The following is a 13,422-nucleotide window of genomic DNA, read 5'->3' as shown; positions in this document are numbered from 1 at the left end:
AGATATCTACTTCTGGCTGAGCTTTGTTATCTTTTTGTAGTTGATAATCGTTTTAGCAAATGAAAGTTTTCAAGAAATGCGCAATCGATTGCGCATTTCGTCTGCTAAAGTTTAGCTGAACAGGGGTTGACTTTGCTAAAATATGTTTTACTTTTTTAGCTTTGTGCAACAAATATCCAATAAAACACTATTATGAGTGGTATAACAACACTAGGTCAATTTATTATTGAAAAACAAGCCGATTTTCCATACGCGAAAGGCGAGCTGTCCAGACTCTTGCGTGATATCGGAATTGCAGCAAAAATTGTTAACAGAGAAGTCAATAAGGCTGGATTGGTTGATATCCTGGGGATGCAGGTCAAACCAATATTCAGGGGAAGGGCAGAAAAAGCTGGATGTGTACGCCGATGAGCAATTTATTAAAGCGCTGCAAAGTGGGGGCGAATGCTGTGTGGTTGCTTCTGAGGAACATGAAAATCCAGTTTACATGCAGTCGGGAGTTTCCAAAAATGCAAAATATATTGTTTGTATAGATCCACTGGATGGTTCGAGTAATATTGATGTGAATGTTTCTGTGGGTACCATTTTTTCGATTTACCGTCGGCTTTCGGATACCGGAGTATCGTGCAATAGCAATGATATTCTGCAACATGGAACTAAGCAGGTTGCAGCTGGATATGTAATTTACGGAAGTTCAACGATGTTAGTCTATACCACTGGAAAGGGTGTGAATGGGTTTACATTGGATCCTTCGATTGGTGAATTCTGCCTATCACATCCCGATATGAAGATTCCTGAAGCTGGCCATATTTATTCGATCAATGAGGGAAACTATTCTAAATTTCCGAACGGCGTTAAGCAATATATCAAATACTGCCAAATGGAAGATGCTTCTACCCAGCGCCCCTATGCGTCACGTTATATTGGTTCTATGGTTGCCGACATTCATCGTAATCTATTGAAAGGAGGGATATTTCTTTATCCAACCACCTCTGCCCATCCGAATGGAAAATTACGATTGATGTATGAGTGTAATCCGATCGCTTTTATTATTGAACAAGCCGGAGGTAAAGCGACCAATGGATATCAACGTATTTTAGATATTGAACCAAAGACATTACACCAACGAACAGCAGCTTTTCTGGGGAACTCCGAGATGGTCGAACTCCTCGAAGATTTTCTGGAAAAACAGCAGTAATTCATTCTGTAGTGATTCAATGACAGGTAAAATTCGTTTGCCAATTAGAATTATTTATCTTTGTGATCAGAAAATGGCTTCATTATTGCGAAGCCATTTCTTTTTCATTATTTGTTGTATGTTACGTATTTTAGTTTTTATTTCCTTCGTTTCAATTGTATTTTTTTTCCTGTAAAGAGAATCCTCCGACTTATGGCGATGTGCTCGCAAAGGGTTTTGAGCAAAAATCCTATAAAGAATTTGATACAACGGCCTATCTGAAGGTATTCCATGAGGTGTATGGTAAACAGAAGTCCAAACTGCATAATCCGAGTTGGATGAAGGAGTTGTCTGACTCTACCGAGGGGATGACTTTAATCGCTGGCCATCTATTCGATGGCAGTATTGATACCCTATTGAATTATTTTGAACGAAGCGAAGAACATGGAATTCGTAGCAGTTACTTTCATACAACAGAGATCAAGGAAACTTTATTTTCTCTTCGTAAACTGAAGCCTAAGGATGTAGCGGAATCTTATCCGCTTTTGGCCAAATTGGATCTTTTAGGGACAGATGGCTTAGTGGCTTATGTAAGCAGTATAAAATATGGTGTAATTAATCCAAAACGTTTGTACGGAAGGTATTTTGTTCCTCAAAAACGTATGAACTATGCTGGCGTTGTACATCTACTGGATAGTGTGGAGATTGGGCCATTACTGGCTGGAATTCAACCTAAAAACCAGTATTACATTCAATTTCAGGATTTGTTGGAAAAGGGTAACCTGGATAATGCGCAAAGAACGAAAGTATTGATGGTGCTGGAAAAATTACGTTGGATGGGGAGTCTTTCCCGAGAAATATGTTATTGTCAATATTCCTGAACAGCGACTACACATCATGGAAGATGGAAAAACCAGCCAATTGATGAATGTGTGTGTTGGCGAAACGGATAACCCGGCATATACCCGTAAAGGTGAAAACCATGAAACTCCGGTCATGCAGGGCATCTTGGATGCCATGCAGGTCAATCCTGTATGGAATATCCCAAGTAGTATTGTGAAAAAGAATTATTGGCAAGTGTACGGAACAACCCCAACTATCTAGCTTCACGTAATATGGTGGCATATTATAAAGGAAAGCAGGTGGATCCCAGTACCGTAAATTGGCAATCCGATTCGGTGGAGAAATTCCGTTTTAAACAAAATCCGGGTTCAGACAATTCGTTGGGTAATGTGAAATTTTTGTTTGAAAATGCTTATTCGATCTATCTCCATGATACACCTGCCAAACAAATGTTTGGACAGACTAACCGCGCTGTGAGCCATGGTTGTGTGCGCGTTGAAAAGCCTGTGGACCTGGCCGGTTACCTGGTCAATAATGAAAAGCAGGCCGAGAAGATTGCGAAAGAGATTACAACGGATTCTATCACCAAGTCGCGTTGGGTAACACTGAAACGTCAGATGCCTGTATACTTGACTTATTATACCACCTGGCTTGACGATGACGGTAAAATGGTTTCTTATCCAGATATTTATGGGTATGACCCGCGTTTGAAAGAGGCGATGAAAAATATTGGACAAATTAAAGAAGGCCTAACCGGAAGACGGTTAGGTCTTTTTCTAATCGTTTGCTTTGTCTTAGTATTCGGAGTTGTAGGCTAGAGCCAAACGGATAAAAGGATAATCTTTATTGACATTGTTATGGTCTTGGTAATGGCCTTCAAGTCTAAAATATCCGGAGTAAAGGTTGACCCCAAAGTTTTCCAGATCCGCACAGATGCACTGGTGGATGCGGTATGAAGATAGTGGTGAGATTTGTTGCCACTGATTGTGACGAAATATCCACCACGGTAATCTATACCAAATTTGAAGCGATTGAGCGTACTTAGTGTTGCTGATGCCCGGACGTCTGCTCCGGGGCCATAATCGTAGGTACGACTTTCGCCAAAATGAAGATAGGGATCCGGTACTGCGGCCAGTACGACTGGGCCACCACCCAGAATGGTGGTCAACTTGGTCCGTTTACTGATGTTATAATTGGAAAAATATTGTAATTGATGCTTTGTGATCCATAATAGAACGCTTCATTACGCAAAAAGTCAAAATGAGCGGAAACGATACCACGATGTCGGCCTGTTAAATTGGATAATATTCGATTCCCATAGAGAGAAGCGTAAACATTAACTGCATTGACCATAGAGCTGTCATCTGATCCAATCTCAAGATTTAGAAAGAAGTCGTCAAATGGTTTCTTTTTATCGACATCATCGTTGTTGTAAATCAGTTTAATGCGCGCGTAGATGTCATTCTTCCCCGGCTCAGGACGTTATGCTCCTTGGCATCAAATCTGCGGATCCCCAGCTCCACTTCGGTATGAACCAAAGAACTGTCAATCACGGCACCTTTGGTTGTATTTCCCCAACGGCCATCGAGCAGCCGATTTAAACCATTCATCGGATTGATCAACATCGCCAAAATTTCCTTTTTATTACGTTGTCCTTTTGTAAGACTTGGTCTGGCGAGCACATGGTGTGAAAGACGATGAGTCATCTCACCGAGAATTGTTCCACCAAAACTGGTATTGATAATATCGTTGATCGAAGGTGGCTCTGTCTCACCTGCTGTCTCCCAGATGTAACTTCCGGCAACTGTCGCGAGCGTAGACTGTAGGAAACTAAAATTGTTTGATCGAAATGAATTGAAATAGAACTGACCATGGTAAGGGTGGGCGATCTGATTTGTAGCAAAGAGATTGTCATCCCAGGTCCAAGCGGAAAACTTCAAATGACTGAAGAAATTTTTGAAGGAAATATGGGAGACAGGATCTTTCCGTATGAAATAATTGACTGAAGCAGGTATGGCCTGAATAGAAAACCATTCGATTCCAGCCCGTAGAAAGTTTTTCTTTTGATAATTTACGATACTATCGGGTAATTTGGCATTGATCCGATCGGAAAACCATTTCGTCTGTTGCATGGATACGGTGATGCTATCCGTCATTTTTTTCGAGGGGCCGATAGGAATTATGCTGTCTGTTGATGATTTTAGCTGCGTACTATCTGTTAGCAATGAGGGATTTAAGATTGAAAATGGTACGACAAACTGACTTGTATAAGTGGATCCGCTAGCTGTGGAATTAGCAAATACCAAGGTTCCAAAAAGAGTAGTAAATAGATTTATAAATAAAAATAAAATAGAACGATATGTACCTGAATGCTGTTTCATAAGGGCTAATATACTGTTTTGCAATAAAACTTGTAATGAATAACAAATAGTTGTTAAAAGTGTTTTTAGGATTGTGATTTCTTTGTGTTTTAGCAGCGCATAGCTTGCTGATTTGCGGTACGGATTGTTACCTTTGCAGGGCTTTATAACTGTTCAACTGATTTTGATATGAACAATACCTTTGAATTTTTTAATGTGCGATCCATCAATTTTAAGAACGAGCTATTTGCTGGTTTGACGGTTGCCATGACCATGATACCGGAATCACTTTCATTTGCAATATTAGCGGGCTTGCCTCCTCTGACGGGGCTGTATGCGGCCTTTTTAATGGGGCTTGTGACAGCTGTTTTGGGAGGAAGACCAGGGATGGTATCTGGTGGCGCCGGTGCGACTATTGTTGTTCTGATGGCGCTTGCAGCAAGTCATGGTATCGATTATCTTTTCGCCGCTGTGGTCCTGGCAGGTCTATTGCAATTTTTGGTCGGTCTTTTTAAATGGGGTAAATTTGTTCGGCTGATTCCGCAGCCCGTTATGTATGGTTTCTTGAACGGATTGGCCATTATTATTTTCATGGCACAAGTTGTCCAATTTAAAGTGAGCAGTGGAACAGGTACAGCATGGATGTCGGGGCGACACTATATATTATGGGGGACTTACGTTGTTAACGATGTTGATTGTGATCGGTTTTCCCCGGCTGACAAAAGCAATTCCTGCTTCGTTAATCGCTATTTTAGTCGTTTTTGGTCTTGTTTCCCTGCTGGGTATCGAAACCAAGAAGGTCGTGGACATCGCTTCAGTCAGCGGATCACTACCACATTTTCATCTGCCCAATGTTCCCTGGAATTGGGAGACATTGCAATTGATCTTTCCATATTCCCTGGTGATGGCTGCTGTGGGACTTGTTGAGTCTCTTTTAACCCTTAATATGGTCGATGAAATTACAGCTAGCAAGGGGACGCAAATCGTGAGTCCATGGCGCAGGGGATAGCAAATACGGTTAACGGATTTTTGGTGGAATGGGAGGATGTGCCATGGTGGCCCAGACGTTGGTGAATCTGAATGCCGGTGCACGGACCCGACTATCTGCTTTTATCGGTGCCATAACAATCCTAGTGATTATCCTGGTCGGTGCTCCCTTTATTGAGCAGATCCCAATGGCGGCTCTTGTCGGAGTGATGATGATGGTTGCGATCGGAACTTTTCAATGGGTAAGTTTCCGGATCATCAATAAATTTCCGAAATCAGATATTTTCGTTGGTATTCTTGTTGCTGGAATAACAGTGTTATTGCACAATTTGGCCTTAGCTGTACTTGTTGGAGTCGTCGTGTCTGCATTGGTTTTTGCCTGGGATAATGCAAAACGGATACGGGCCAGAAAATACCTCGACCAAGATGGCATAAAGCATTATGAAATATATGGTCCCCTTTTTTTCGGATCTACCGCCAATTTTTTGGATAAATTTGATATCTCTGAGGATCCCGATCGCGTCATTTTGGATTTTAAGGAAAGTAGGGTGGTGGACATGTCTGCTGTGGATGCGTTAAATAAAATCACGGAGCGTTATGCCGCACAACAGAAGAAGATAGAGCTTTGGCACCTCAGTGAGGATTGTCGCTCTTTACTCAAAAATGCCGAGGGAATCGCTATCGTTAATATTATGGAGGATCCGACTTATCAGGTGATGCCTGGTAAATAAGCTATTTCTTCCTTAATGCAATGAAAAGCTCACTACCTTGTCGTTGAGGTATGCTGTTAAAACAGTCTTCCATTTTTAAAATATCAAAGGCTACCTGAAACAGTCGTTGATATTCCGTTTTGTTTCCGCCAAAGGTGGGCCTGCTGATTCAAATGTTCTGTTAAACATTAAACCTGCAAGGATACCATGTGGATGAAGTAGATCGGCCATTTTGTTACTGTATTTTTTACGTAAAATCGGATCTAATGCACAGAAAAAAGTCTGCTCGAGAATATAATCGTATTTTTCGCCATGTTCAAAAAAATCTTCGCAGATAATCCGGATCGGTGTAGTTTCGCCAAACTCTTTTTAACCTGATTGACTAAAGTTGGTGCGATATCAAGTAAAGTGATATTTTTAAACCCTTTGTCAAGTAGCGCTTTCGCTTCGTATGCATTTCCACAGCCAGGGATCAAAATAGAAGCCTCTTTGGGAATCACCGTTTCCGCATATTCGATTAATGCCGGTGAGGCATAACCGATATCCCATCCGGTCTCCCTGTTTTTATAGCGATTGTCCCAATATTCTTTATCCAAATCCAATATATCCATCGTATTATATACCTGTTAAATCAAGCGGACACAATTTAAGGAAATCTTGTGTAATACGGCATTATTTTTGTTTTTTACCTGAAAATCTGTCCATAAGATTCGTAATAATCTCAATAGATGATAAAAAATAATTCGCTTTATTGTAGGTTTTTAACATTTTGTTTTTGGTCTTTTAAAACAAAAAAACAACTTTCGGATTTATATGATGTATTATTTCAACTAAAGAATGATTGTTATATGTTACTTAATAGGAGGATCTCTGTCTCATACTTCTTAAAAACCATTCAGACTGATCTGGTTCGAATTGTATTTTTGGCTGTCTGGTGGGCCTACTGGCAAAACACAAAGACTTTCTTACATTGGAAATTCCTTTATCGTTAATAGCCATCGTTGGTACAGCCATATCGCTTTTGTTGGCTTTTCGAACTGCCCAATCTTACGATAGATGGTGGGAAGCCCGTATCGTTTGGGGCGGAATTGTCAATGATTCACGCAGCTTAATTCGTCTTTTGCAGACTTTTATCAGTAAAGATCAGGATATACATCTAAAAATGTTTGTTGAAAGACAGATTATATGGAATTATGCCTTGAGCGAATCGCTGCGCAAGGAGCCGTATTCAAAACGGGTAAGCGACTATTTGGAAAATTATCAAATCAAGGACACCAATGCTGTTTACGGAATTTTAAATGCGCATGGAAAGCATTTGCGTTTATTGGCCCAGGAGGAGTTGATTACTGAATTTCGGCAGGTTGCTGCAGATGAGATTCTAACGCGGTTTTCGGATTCAATGGGTCGATGTGAGCGGATAAAAATACGGTTTTTCCGGTGTCCTATGGTAAGCTGATCCATTTTCTGATTTATCTATTTGCGCTCTTATTACCCTTTAGTCTGAATGATGATGTTATCTTGGTCAAAATGATGCTGACGATCGGAATTCCCATTATTTTTATTATTATCGAACGTACTGCCATCTTAATGCAAGATCCTTTTGAAAATAAACCAATGGACACGCCGATGACAACGATCTGCCAGACCATTGAGATGAATCTGTTGGAGGCTATTGGCGAACCTACTCCGAAGCCAACGGCACCTGCCGAGGAATTCTATTATATTCTTTAAGCGGTTGGTCGTAAATTTTAGTTGTAATCAGATAGCTTTATCTCCAGATTTGGTTTCATCAAGCTATCCGATCATAACGTTTTTGTGTTGAGCCACTTTTAGGTGGTCGGGCTTCTGTTTATCGCGGTGTCCGCAATGTCTTAATCACAGCAGCAAATTCTTCCTGTTCATAGCCCGCATCTTTTGCTCTTTTGAGCCAATTTGCTGCAAATTGGGGAAATTCACTATTTATTCCACTTAATTTTGCTGTTGCAAGGATTCTTTCTGTTGCCTCTACAGAGATAGCAAGTGGGCTTTGGGAAAGCTTAAAATCTCCACTACTGATCACTGCACCCTCATGCTTTAAAAATTCGCCCATTCCCGGAGCAATTTCTGCGATGATATTGCCATATTCCCTGACGTCAAAATTTTCAGATTCGGCAATTAAAGCACCATGTAGAAAACCTGCTGCTGCACCATAGATATAGGAGAGTGTAGCTGTATCCATGGCTGCCGCAGCCCCAATATTTTCGCCTAGATATTTTAGATTTCCACCCAGAATTTTCAATGTATCTTCGATTTCCAGATATTTTCCGCTATTGCCCGAAAACAATATTGTTGTATCGGGCTGTGCCATCTGTTCTGGCGCCACCTGTATCGCTCCATCAAGGTAACCGGCTGTTTTACCGTTAAACCAGGTTTCGCTTAAACGTGCTTCCTGCGATGTACCTGTAGTCAATTGCACAATGAGTTTGCCGGCTAATGCATTCCCCGTTTTGATTGATGAAAAAGATTATTCGCTACCGCATAGTTATGAACGATAACAATACTCGTTGGACTCGCCTCAATGGCCTCGCTAATGTTTTTCGCTAATCGAGCACCTTCTTTTACCAGTTGATCTGCTTTAGCTGTGGTTCGATTGAATACAGTGACCTGAAAACCTTTTTGTAGATAGAGCTGCGCTATTTTTATACCCATTGGACCTAGGCCGATAATGCTGATTTGATTTTTCAATGTTTCCATGTGTTTCCTCATTTATTTTTATACAACAAATATGAGGACAAGCCGGTACGCTGGCAATAAGGGAAAAAGGATTCACCCAGGGAAAAATTATTCCCTATGGAATTGCAAAATTCACTAGTTTTAATGAAAATTATGAAATTATGTATAGTAGAAAGATTCCCGAAGATCTTGACTGTGGCATAGTCGTCACAATGAAAATACTTGGTGGAAAATGGAAAGCCTGTATATTGGATGGTATCAACAAAGGTATAAAACGTCCCAGTGAATTGCATCGTGCTATTCATGATGCAAGCCCAAGAGTAATCAATATGCAGCTTTATGAATTGGAACAAGCTGGTATTATCGTGAAGAAAATTTATCAAGGATTTCCGCTGAAAGTCGAGTATAGCCTGACTGACTTGGGGATTAGCTTATTGCCAGTTATAGCAATCATTGATAAATGGGGTATTGAAAACAACCATTTGGTTGAAAATTTGAGAGAGCAGATTGTAGGCTGATACTGAACCCTTAAAATCATGAAAACAGACATATTGTAAAAGGACGATAGCGAATTGTAAATAAATATATTATTGTGGCGGTAGAGCGCTAGCTTTATCCCAGCAGTCAGATAAAATAAGACCTGTTCGGCTTTTGATAAGGGTCAATTTGAAAAATAGCCTGCTGTTAATCCAGAAAAGATAATTGTATATGAAGCAGCCACTCCAAGCTGAAGCCTTTAACTTTGATCGAATACTTTTGTATAGCTTATATGCCGCTTTGATTTCTTTCGCGCTCATGTTCGCTAGCACACTATTAATTCGCAATATTCATCCCTTATGGAATGCAGTCTTAGTCATAGGTTTCCCGTATTCATTATTTGTGTCGAAAATAAAATCGAGCGCAGATGCTATAATTTTTGAGGATAACCAAATCATTTTGAACGGGAAAAACATCGCTATTCAAGATATTGAATTCTTTCGCATATTTGATTCGTTAAGGTTGTACTTTGTCTTGCGAATAACCTTAAAAACAGGCCAGCAGTATATTCACTATCTTCCAGTTTCGGCAAAGCAAGATCTGGAAAACTATTTTGAAAAAGAGGGGTAAGGAGCAGTAAGGGATCTTTTGATTTTATTGCCAAATATTATTCCTTATTATATGTTTTACCAGTCATGATATTGCTAGGATTAGCTTATTCATTAGGTACGCAACTGTATTATTATTTGCAGTATTGATAAAATAAGGATTTCATAAAAACGGATAAAAGTAGTAATGAACAAATTGTAAGGGGTGAAAACGCTTAAATTAGATCAATTCCTGTGCGATTCTAGCTCCGGAACCTTGTAATTGATAGACGGATATTCATTGGGTTCAGGCGAATATTAGACCGGTCTAAAAGTGGTGCCTGCTTATTCTATATTTGATTGTTGGGTTTGTTATCTCAGGATACTGCTACAACAACAGAATGGTTTAATTAAGGTATTACTTTTAATGATAATAATATGAAAACAATGAAAATGACAGTGATGACTCTGCTAACGGCTGCAACTTTTGCGATATCAAGTTGTGGTGGTGGAAAGGATCAACCGTCAACTCCAATTAATGCGGATCAGTTTGAAAAACTAGATCAAAACAAGGATAATGCCGGCAAGCGCTTTAGCTTGACAGGGTACCCTTACCTTAACAGTGACGTAACAGTCCGAAGCGATATGGAAATTGCTGTTTCGTTGTTTTCTGAACCAAAGGGAAAAGGAGATTATATCGGTAGTATAGATTTGGGCTACAAGGACAATAAAAACGGAATGTATATTCCTGATAAGTTTACAGCGGATGATTTGCAGGTTTTTGATAATGAAGGAAACAGTCTTGGGATAAATGATAAAATTACCATTTCTTTCGAGATGGATCTGGATACCAAACGTCCACCAAGAACGGGTATTAAAAAATTGGAAAAAGACGAAAATGGCAATCCAAAGATGGTCGAACAGAAACCTACATACTATGGAGATGGGCCATCTGATATAAAAATTGAAAAGGCGAAATAGTTGATTTTCATGGGTTTTTGAGGCAAAAGGATCATAAATGAATCATGTTATATTTTAAAATTTGAACGTCATGTTAGCACTGGAAAATTATAAAATACTGCTGCTTGTACTATTTGCATCGCAATCTTGTGGGAATAATGGCCAGAAAACAGGCGGCGACACATCTCATCTGGCTGATCATCATGCTGAAATCATAACATATAAAAGCGATTCTACCAATGAATTGGTGCTGAACTTCAGGGATCATAGTTATTTTTATAAGGAAACAAACCTTCCCTGAAAGCGGGGAGGATGTGGGCTATGAGAATCAATCTAGAGGGTCCTTTGTAATTAAAAATGATACCCTGACTTTTTTTCTCTCAGATGCCATCGCAGATCGATGTTAAAACAGATTGGTCTACGAGTACGGAATTTCTCCCCTTATATCAAACCAATGAGGAACTTGATAGCAATAGCGTGAAAATATATGTTGACAATATTGCTGAACCACAATATTATCGGGCATTTGAATTAGCGAAAGGAAGAGTTGAAAAATTGGCGGTGAAAGCCTGTGTAACAGATGGAGACTTTGGTTGGATAAAAACGGAAAACGACCAGATTCCATTGTACCAATATTTAATTATTGAAAAACCTAAAAGCAATAAGCTTTTAATCATAGACAGCATGAATACAGCGCACAGTTATTATTTTGACTTTGATCATATTCCTTTTCGTTCATTCCACTTTTTACAAGAGCTTATTGGAGTTATTACGATTTTACAGGACTGACATTTGTGCTTGCGGACAACAGACTCAAATTAACAGAAAATAATAGGTTAGGACGTTATCTGCATTCTAATATTAATCTGACCTTCTTAAAACAATGAAGTATTACAGCTGTTAAGAACATTAATTCTTCTTTAAGCATGGGTTAATGATATAAATAATACGGATAAAAAGGTAGATTTAAGCTATGAATAAAGAACAGCATTATTTGGATATAAACAGAGCGTCCTGGAATAGTAGAACGGATTCACATCTCAAGTCGGAATTTTATGATCTCCCGGGTTTTCTTCAGGGAGAAGTTCTTTGAATGAGATTGAGCTAGATCTGCTCGATGATATTCAGGGAAAACAATATTACATTTGCAATGTCATTTTGGTCAAGACACAATTTCACTGAGCCGGCTCGGTGCTGAAGTAACTGGGGTCGACTTGTCCGATAAGGCTATTGAAAGTGCACGAAAAATTGCTGAACAGACAAATGCCGATGTTCGTTTTATCTGTTGTGATCTATACGATCTGCCGAATCATTTGGATCAGCAATTTGACTATGTTTTTACGAGTTATGGTACAATCGGCTGGTTGCCTGATTTAGATAAATGGGCAAAGGTTATTTCCAGATTTTTGAAGCCCAATGGGAAATTTGTCTTTGTTGAGTTCCATCCTGTTGTTTGGATGTTTGATGATAATTTTGAAAAAATAGGTTATCGATATTTTAATTCAGGAGCTATTATAGAAACTGCAAACGGAACTTATGCGGATAGAAATGCGGCTATAACAGAGGAGTATGTCATGTGGAATCACGGTATAAGTGAAGTGGTCAATAGTCTGATAAAAAATGGACTGCAAATCGCGCAACTTGATGAATTTGATTATTCCCCTATAATTGTTTTAACGGGACGATTGAATTTGAAAAGAATAAATATCGGATTGAACTACTTGAGGACAAAATTCCAATGGTCTATGCTATAGTGGCCATAAAGAAGTAACATCTGAGCGTTGGACGATCAAAAAAGGAATTATGATAAAGGTATTTATAGCGGGTGCAACAGGATGGGTGGGAACTGAGCTAAGCAAAAGGATAACGCAGGAAAAGGACTTACAATTGGTGGGTGGTCTGTCCCGCTCCAAAGGTGGTGCTGATTTAGCACCAATTTTAAATCTGGGAAACGGGCCGATTCCATTATTTGATAATATAACAGATGCGCTTGATTTAGTGGATTTTGATGTGATGATTGATTTTACCAAACCAGAAATTGCCAAGAGCAATGTTATTGCAGCGTTAAAAAGAGGGAAGCGGGTTGTGTTGGGAACTTCGGGGCTAACAGATGCTGATTTTAAAGAAATCGCAGCGGTGGCAGATGAGCATCATACGGCAATTTTAGCTGCCGGTAATTTTGCAATCACGGCAGTGCTTCTACAGAAGTTTGCGGAAATTGCGGCTAAGTTTATCCCACATTTTGAAATTATTGATTATGCTTCCGGGGATAAGCCTGATGCCCCAAGTGGCACCGTAGCTGAACTTGCATATCGCCTTTCCAAAATTCAGACACCGGAATTAGCGGTAGCAATTGACGATACTGTCGGACGAAAGGATGCGCGTGGGGCAAGCATAAATGGTATACAGGTGCATTCTGTGCGTTTACCGGGACATATTCTTGGTGTCGAGGCGATATTTGGTGAAAAGGACGAAACGTTAATCCTTCGTCACGATGCAGGCAATGGCGCAGAACCGTACATAAAAGGGATTTTGATGGCTGTAAGTAAGTTGTCGACCTTTGAGGGCTTGAAGCGCGGATTGGACACCGTAATGGATATATAGAAGCG

General features: G+C 39.8%; 19 protein-coding genes and 2 pseudogenes. 15 read left to right on the top strand and 6 right to left on the bottom strand.

Translation table 11 applies throughout. The features are described from left to right. Positions 1-192: 192 nt before the first annotated feature. From fbp to KUH03_RS03360, 4 genes and pseudogenes are all read left to right on the top strand, one after another. Positions 193-1,198, top strand: a pseudogene (fbp, locus tag KUH03_RS03375) (class 1 fructose-bisphosphatase). Positions 1,199-1,398: 200 nt separating this feature from the next. Continuing rightward, the gene (locus KUH03_RS03370; RefSeq protein ID WP_257091571.1) at positions 1,399-2,058 is read left to right on the top strand and encodes a hypothetical protein; all 660 of its coding nucleotides are present in this window, start codon (positions 1,399-1,401) and stop codon (positions 2,056-2,058) included. A 16-nt stretch (positions 2,059-2,074) separates the two neighbouring features. After that, positions 2,075-2,281: a L,D-transpeptidase family protein gene (locus tag KUH03_RS03365; protein ID WP_257091570.1), complete on the top strand. Its 207-nt coding sequence runs from the start codon at positions 2,075-2,077 to the stop codon at positions 2,279-2,281. Then, the gene (locus KUH03_RS03360) at positions 2,248-2,838 is read left to right on the top strand and encodes a L,D-transpeptidase family protein (protein ID WP_257091569.1); all 591 of its coding nucleotides are present in this window, start codon (positions 2,248-2,250) and stop codon (positions 2,836-2,838) included. The genes KUH03_RS03365 and KUH03_RS03360 overlap by 34 nt, the downstream gene beginning before the upstream one ends. On the opposite strand, the gene KUH03_RS03355 is transcribed toward KUH03_RS03360, so the two are convergent. Both KUH03_RS03355 and KUH03_RS03350 read right to left on the bottom strand, forming a co-directional pair. Beyond that, on the bottom strand, positions 2,835-3,188 hold the full coding sequence (locus KUH03_RS03355; RefSeq protein ID WP_257091568.1) for a hypothetical protein: 354 nt from the start codon (positions 3,186-3,188) through the stop codon (positions 2,835-2,837). The genes KUH03_RS03360 and KUH03_RS03355 overlap by 4 nt on opposite strands. A gap of 268 nt (positions 3,189-3,456) precedes the next feature. Beyond that, positions 3,457-4,401, bottom strand: coding sequence for a DUF3943 domain-containing protein (locus KUH03_RS03350; protein ID WP_257091567.1), 945 nt, complete (start codon positions 4,399-4,401; stop codon positions 3,457-3,459). A gap of 168 nt (positions 4,402-4,569) precedes the next feature. On the opposite strand from KUH03_RS03350, the pseudogene KUH03_RS48030 reads away from it, so the two are divergent. From KUH03_RS48030 to KUH03_RS48020, 3 genes and pseudogenes are all read left to right on the top strand, one after another. Then, positions 4,570-4,932, top strand: a pseudogene (locus KUH03_RS48030) (SulP family inorganic anion transporter); the annotation flags it as partial. Between the two features lie 136 nt (positions 4,933-5,068). Beyond that, the gene (locus KUH03_RS48025) at positions 5,069-5,389 is read left to right on the top strand and encodes a SulP family inorganic anion transporter (RefSeq protein ID WP_373564627.1); all 321 of its coding nucleotides are present in this window, start codon (positions 5,069-5,071) and stop codon (positions 5,387-5,389) included. Positions 5,390-5,417: 28 nt separating this feature from the next. Further along, a complete protein-coding gene (locus KUH03_RS48020; RefSeq protein WP_373564626.1) occupies positions 5,418-6,098 on the top strand; it encodes a SulP family inorganic anion transporter in 681 nt (226 codons plus the stop codon). A 90-nt stretch (positions 6,099-6,188) separates the two neighbouring features. Here the strand turns inward: KUH03_RS48020 and KUH03_RS03340 are convergent, their stop codons facing one another. Then, positions 6,189-6,371 carry a hypothetical protein gene (locus KUH03_RS03340; protein WP_257098027.1) on the bottom strand — a complete coding sequence of 61 codons (183 nt, stop codon included), beginning with the start codon at positions 6,369-6,371 and terminating at the stop codon, positions 6,189-6,191. Then, positions 6,341-6,688 (bottom strand): TPMT family class I SAM-dependent methyltransferase, encoded by a 348-nt coding sequence (locus KUH03_RS03335; protein WP_257091566.1) that lies wholly within the window; start codon positions 6,686-6,688, stop codon positions 6,341-6,343. Before KUH03_RS03335 ends, KUH03_RS03340 begins: the two co-directional genes overlap by 31 nt. A 323-nt stretch (positions 6,689-7,011) precedes the next feature. On the opposite strand from KUH03_RS03335, the gene KUH03_RS03330 reads away from it, so the two are divergent. Both KUH03_RS03330 and KUH03_RS03325 read left to right on the top strand, forming a co-directional pair. Next, on the top strand, positions 7,012-7,533 hold the full coding sequence (locus tag KUH03_RS03330) for a bestrophin family ion channel (RefSeq protein ID WP_257091565.1): 522 nt from the start codon (positions 7,012-7,014) through the stop codon (positions 7,531-7,533). Continuing rightward, the gene (locus KUH03_RS03325) at positions 7,515-7,808 is read left to right on the top strand and encodes a bestrophin family ion channel (RefSeq protein WP_257091564.1); all 294 of its coding nucleotides are present in this window, start codon (positions 7,515-7,517) and stop codon (positions 7,806-7,808) included. The genes KUH03_RS03330 and KUH03_RS03325 overlap by 19 nt, the downstream gene beginning before the upstream one ends. 118 nt (positions 7,809-7,926) lie before the next feature. Here the strand turns inward: KUH03_RS03325 and KUH03_RS03320 are convergent, their stop codons facing one another. Together KUH03_RS03320 and KUH03_RS03315 are read right to left on the bottom strand one after the other, a co-directional pair. Further along, positions 7,927-8,532 carry a hypothetical protein gene (locus tag KUH03_RS03320; RefSeq protein ID WP_257091563.1) on the bottom strand — a complete coding sequence of 202 codons (606 nt, stop codon included), beginning with the start codon at positions 8,530-8,532 and terminating at the stop codon, positions 7,927-7,929. 14 nt (positions 8,533-8,546) lie between these two features. Continuing rightward, on the bottom strand, positions 8,547-8,810 hold the full coding sequence (locus KUH03_RS03315) for an NAD(P)-binding domain-containing protein (protein ID WP_257091562.1): 264 nt from the start codon (positions 8,808-8,810) through the stop codon (positions 8,547-8,549). Positions 8,811-8,950: 140 nt separating this feature from the next. On the opposite strand from KUH03_RS03315, the gene KUH03_RS03310 reads away from it, so the two are divergent. The 6 genes from KUH03_RS03310 (at position 8,951) to dapB (ending at position 13,417) form a co-directional block, all read left to right on the top strand. Then, positions 8,951-9,307: a helix-turn-helix domain-containing protein gene (locus KUH03_RS03310; RefSeq protein ID WP_257091561.1), complete on the top strand. Its 357-nt coding sequence runs from the start codon at positions 8,951-8,953 to the stop codon at positions 9,305-9,307. A 190-nt stretch (positions 9,308-9,497) separates the two neighbouring features. Next, positions 9,498-9,896: a hypothetical protein gene (locus tag KUH03_RS03305; RefSeq protein ID WP_257091560.1), complete on the top strand. Its 399-nt coding sequence runs from the start codon at positions 9,498-9,500 to the stop codon at positions 9,894-9,896. 395 nt (positions 9,897-10,291) lie between these two features. After that, positions 10,292-10,834, top strand: coding sequence for a hypothetical protein (locus KUH03_RS03300; RefSeq protein ID WP_257091559.1), 543 nt, complete (start codon positions 10,292-10,294; stop codon positions 10,832-10,834). A gap of 363 nt (positions 10,835-11,197) precedes the next feature. Then, positions 11,198-11,602 carry a hypothetical protein gene (locus tag KUH03_RS03295; RefSeq protein WP_257091558.1) on the top strand — a complete coding sequence of 135 codons (405 nt, stop codon included), beginning with the start codon at positions 11,198-11,200 and terminating at the stop codon, positions 11,600-11,602. 356 nt (positions 11,603-11,958) lie between these two features. Further along, positions 11,959-12,567 (top strand): class I SAM-dependent methyltransferase, encoded by a 609-nt coding sequence (locus tag KUH03_RS03290; protein ID WP_257091557.1) that lies wholly within the window; start codon positions 11,959-11,961, stop codon positions 12,565-12,567. A 49-nt stretch (positions 12,568-12,616) separates the two neighbouring features. Beyond that, positions 12,617-13,417, top strand: a complete 801-nt coding sequence (gene dapB / locus KUH03_RS03285) for a 4-hydroxy-tetrahydrodipicolinate reductase (RefSeq protein WP_257091556.1) — start codon at positions 12,617-12,619, stop codon at positions 13,415-13,417. Positions 13,418-13,422: the final 5 nt, after the last annotated feature.

The sequence above is a fragment of the Sphingobacterium sp. E70 genome (genome assembly GCF_019285695.1).
Lineage (GTDB): Bacteria > Bacteroidota > Bacteroidia > Sphingobacteriales > Sphingobacteriaceae > Sphingobacterium > Sphingobacterium detergens.
The sequence above is the reverse complement of the archived record's forward strand: the minus strand, read 5'-3'. Positions and strand labels throughout refer to the sequence as shown.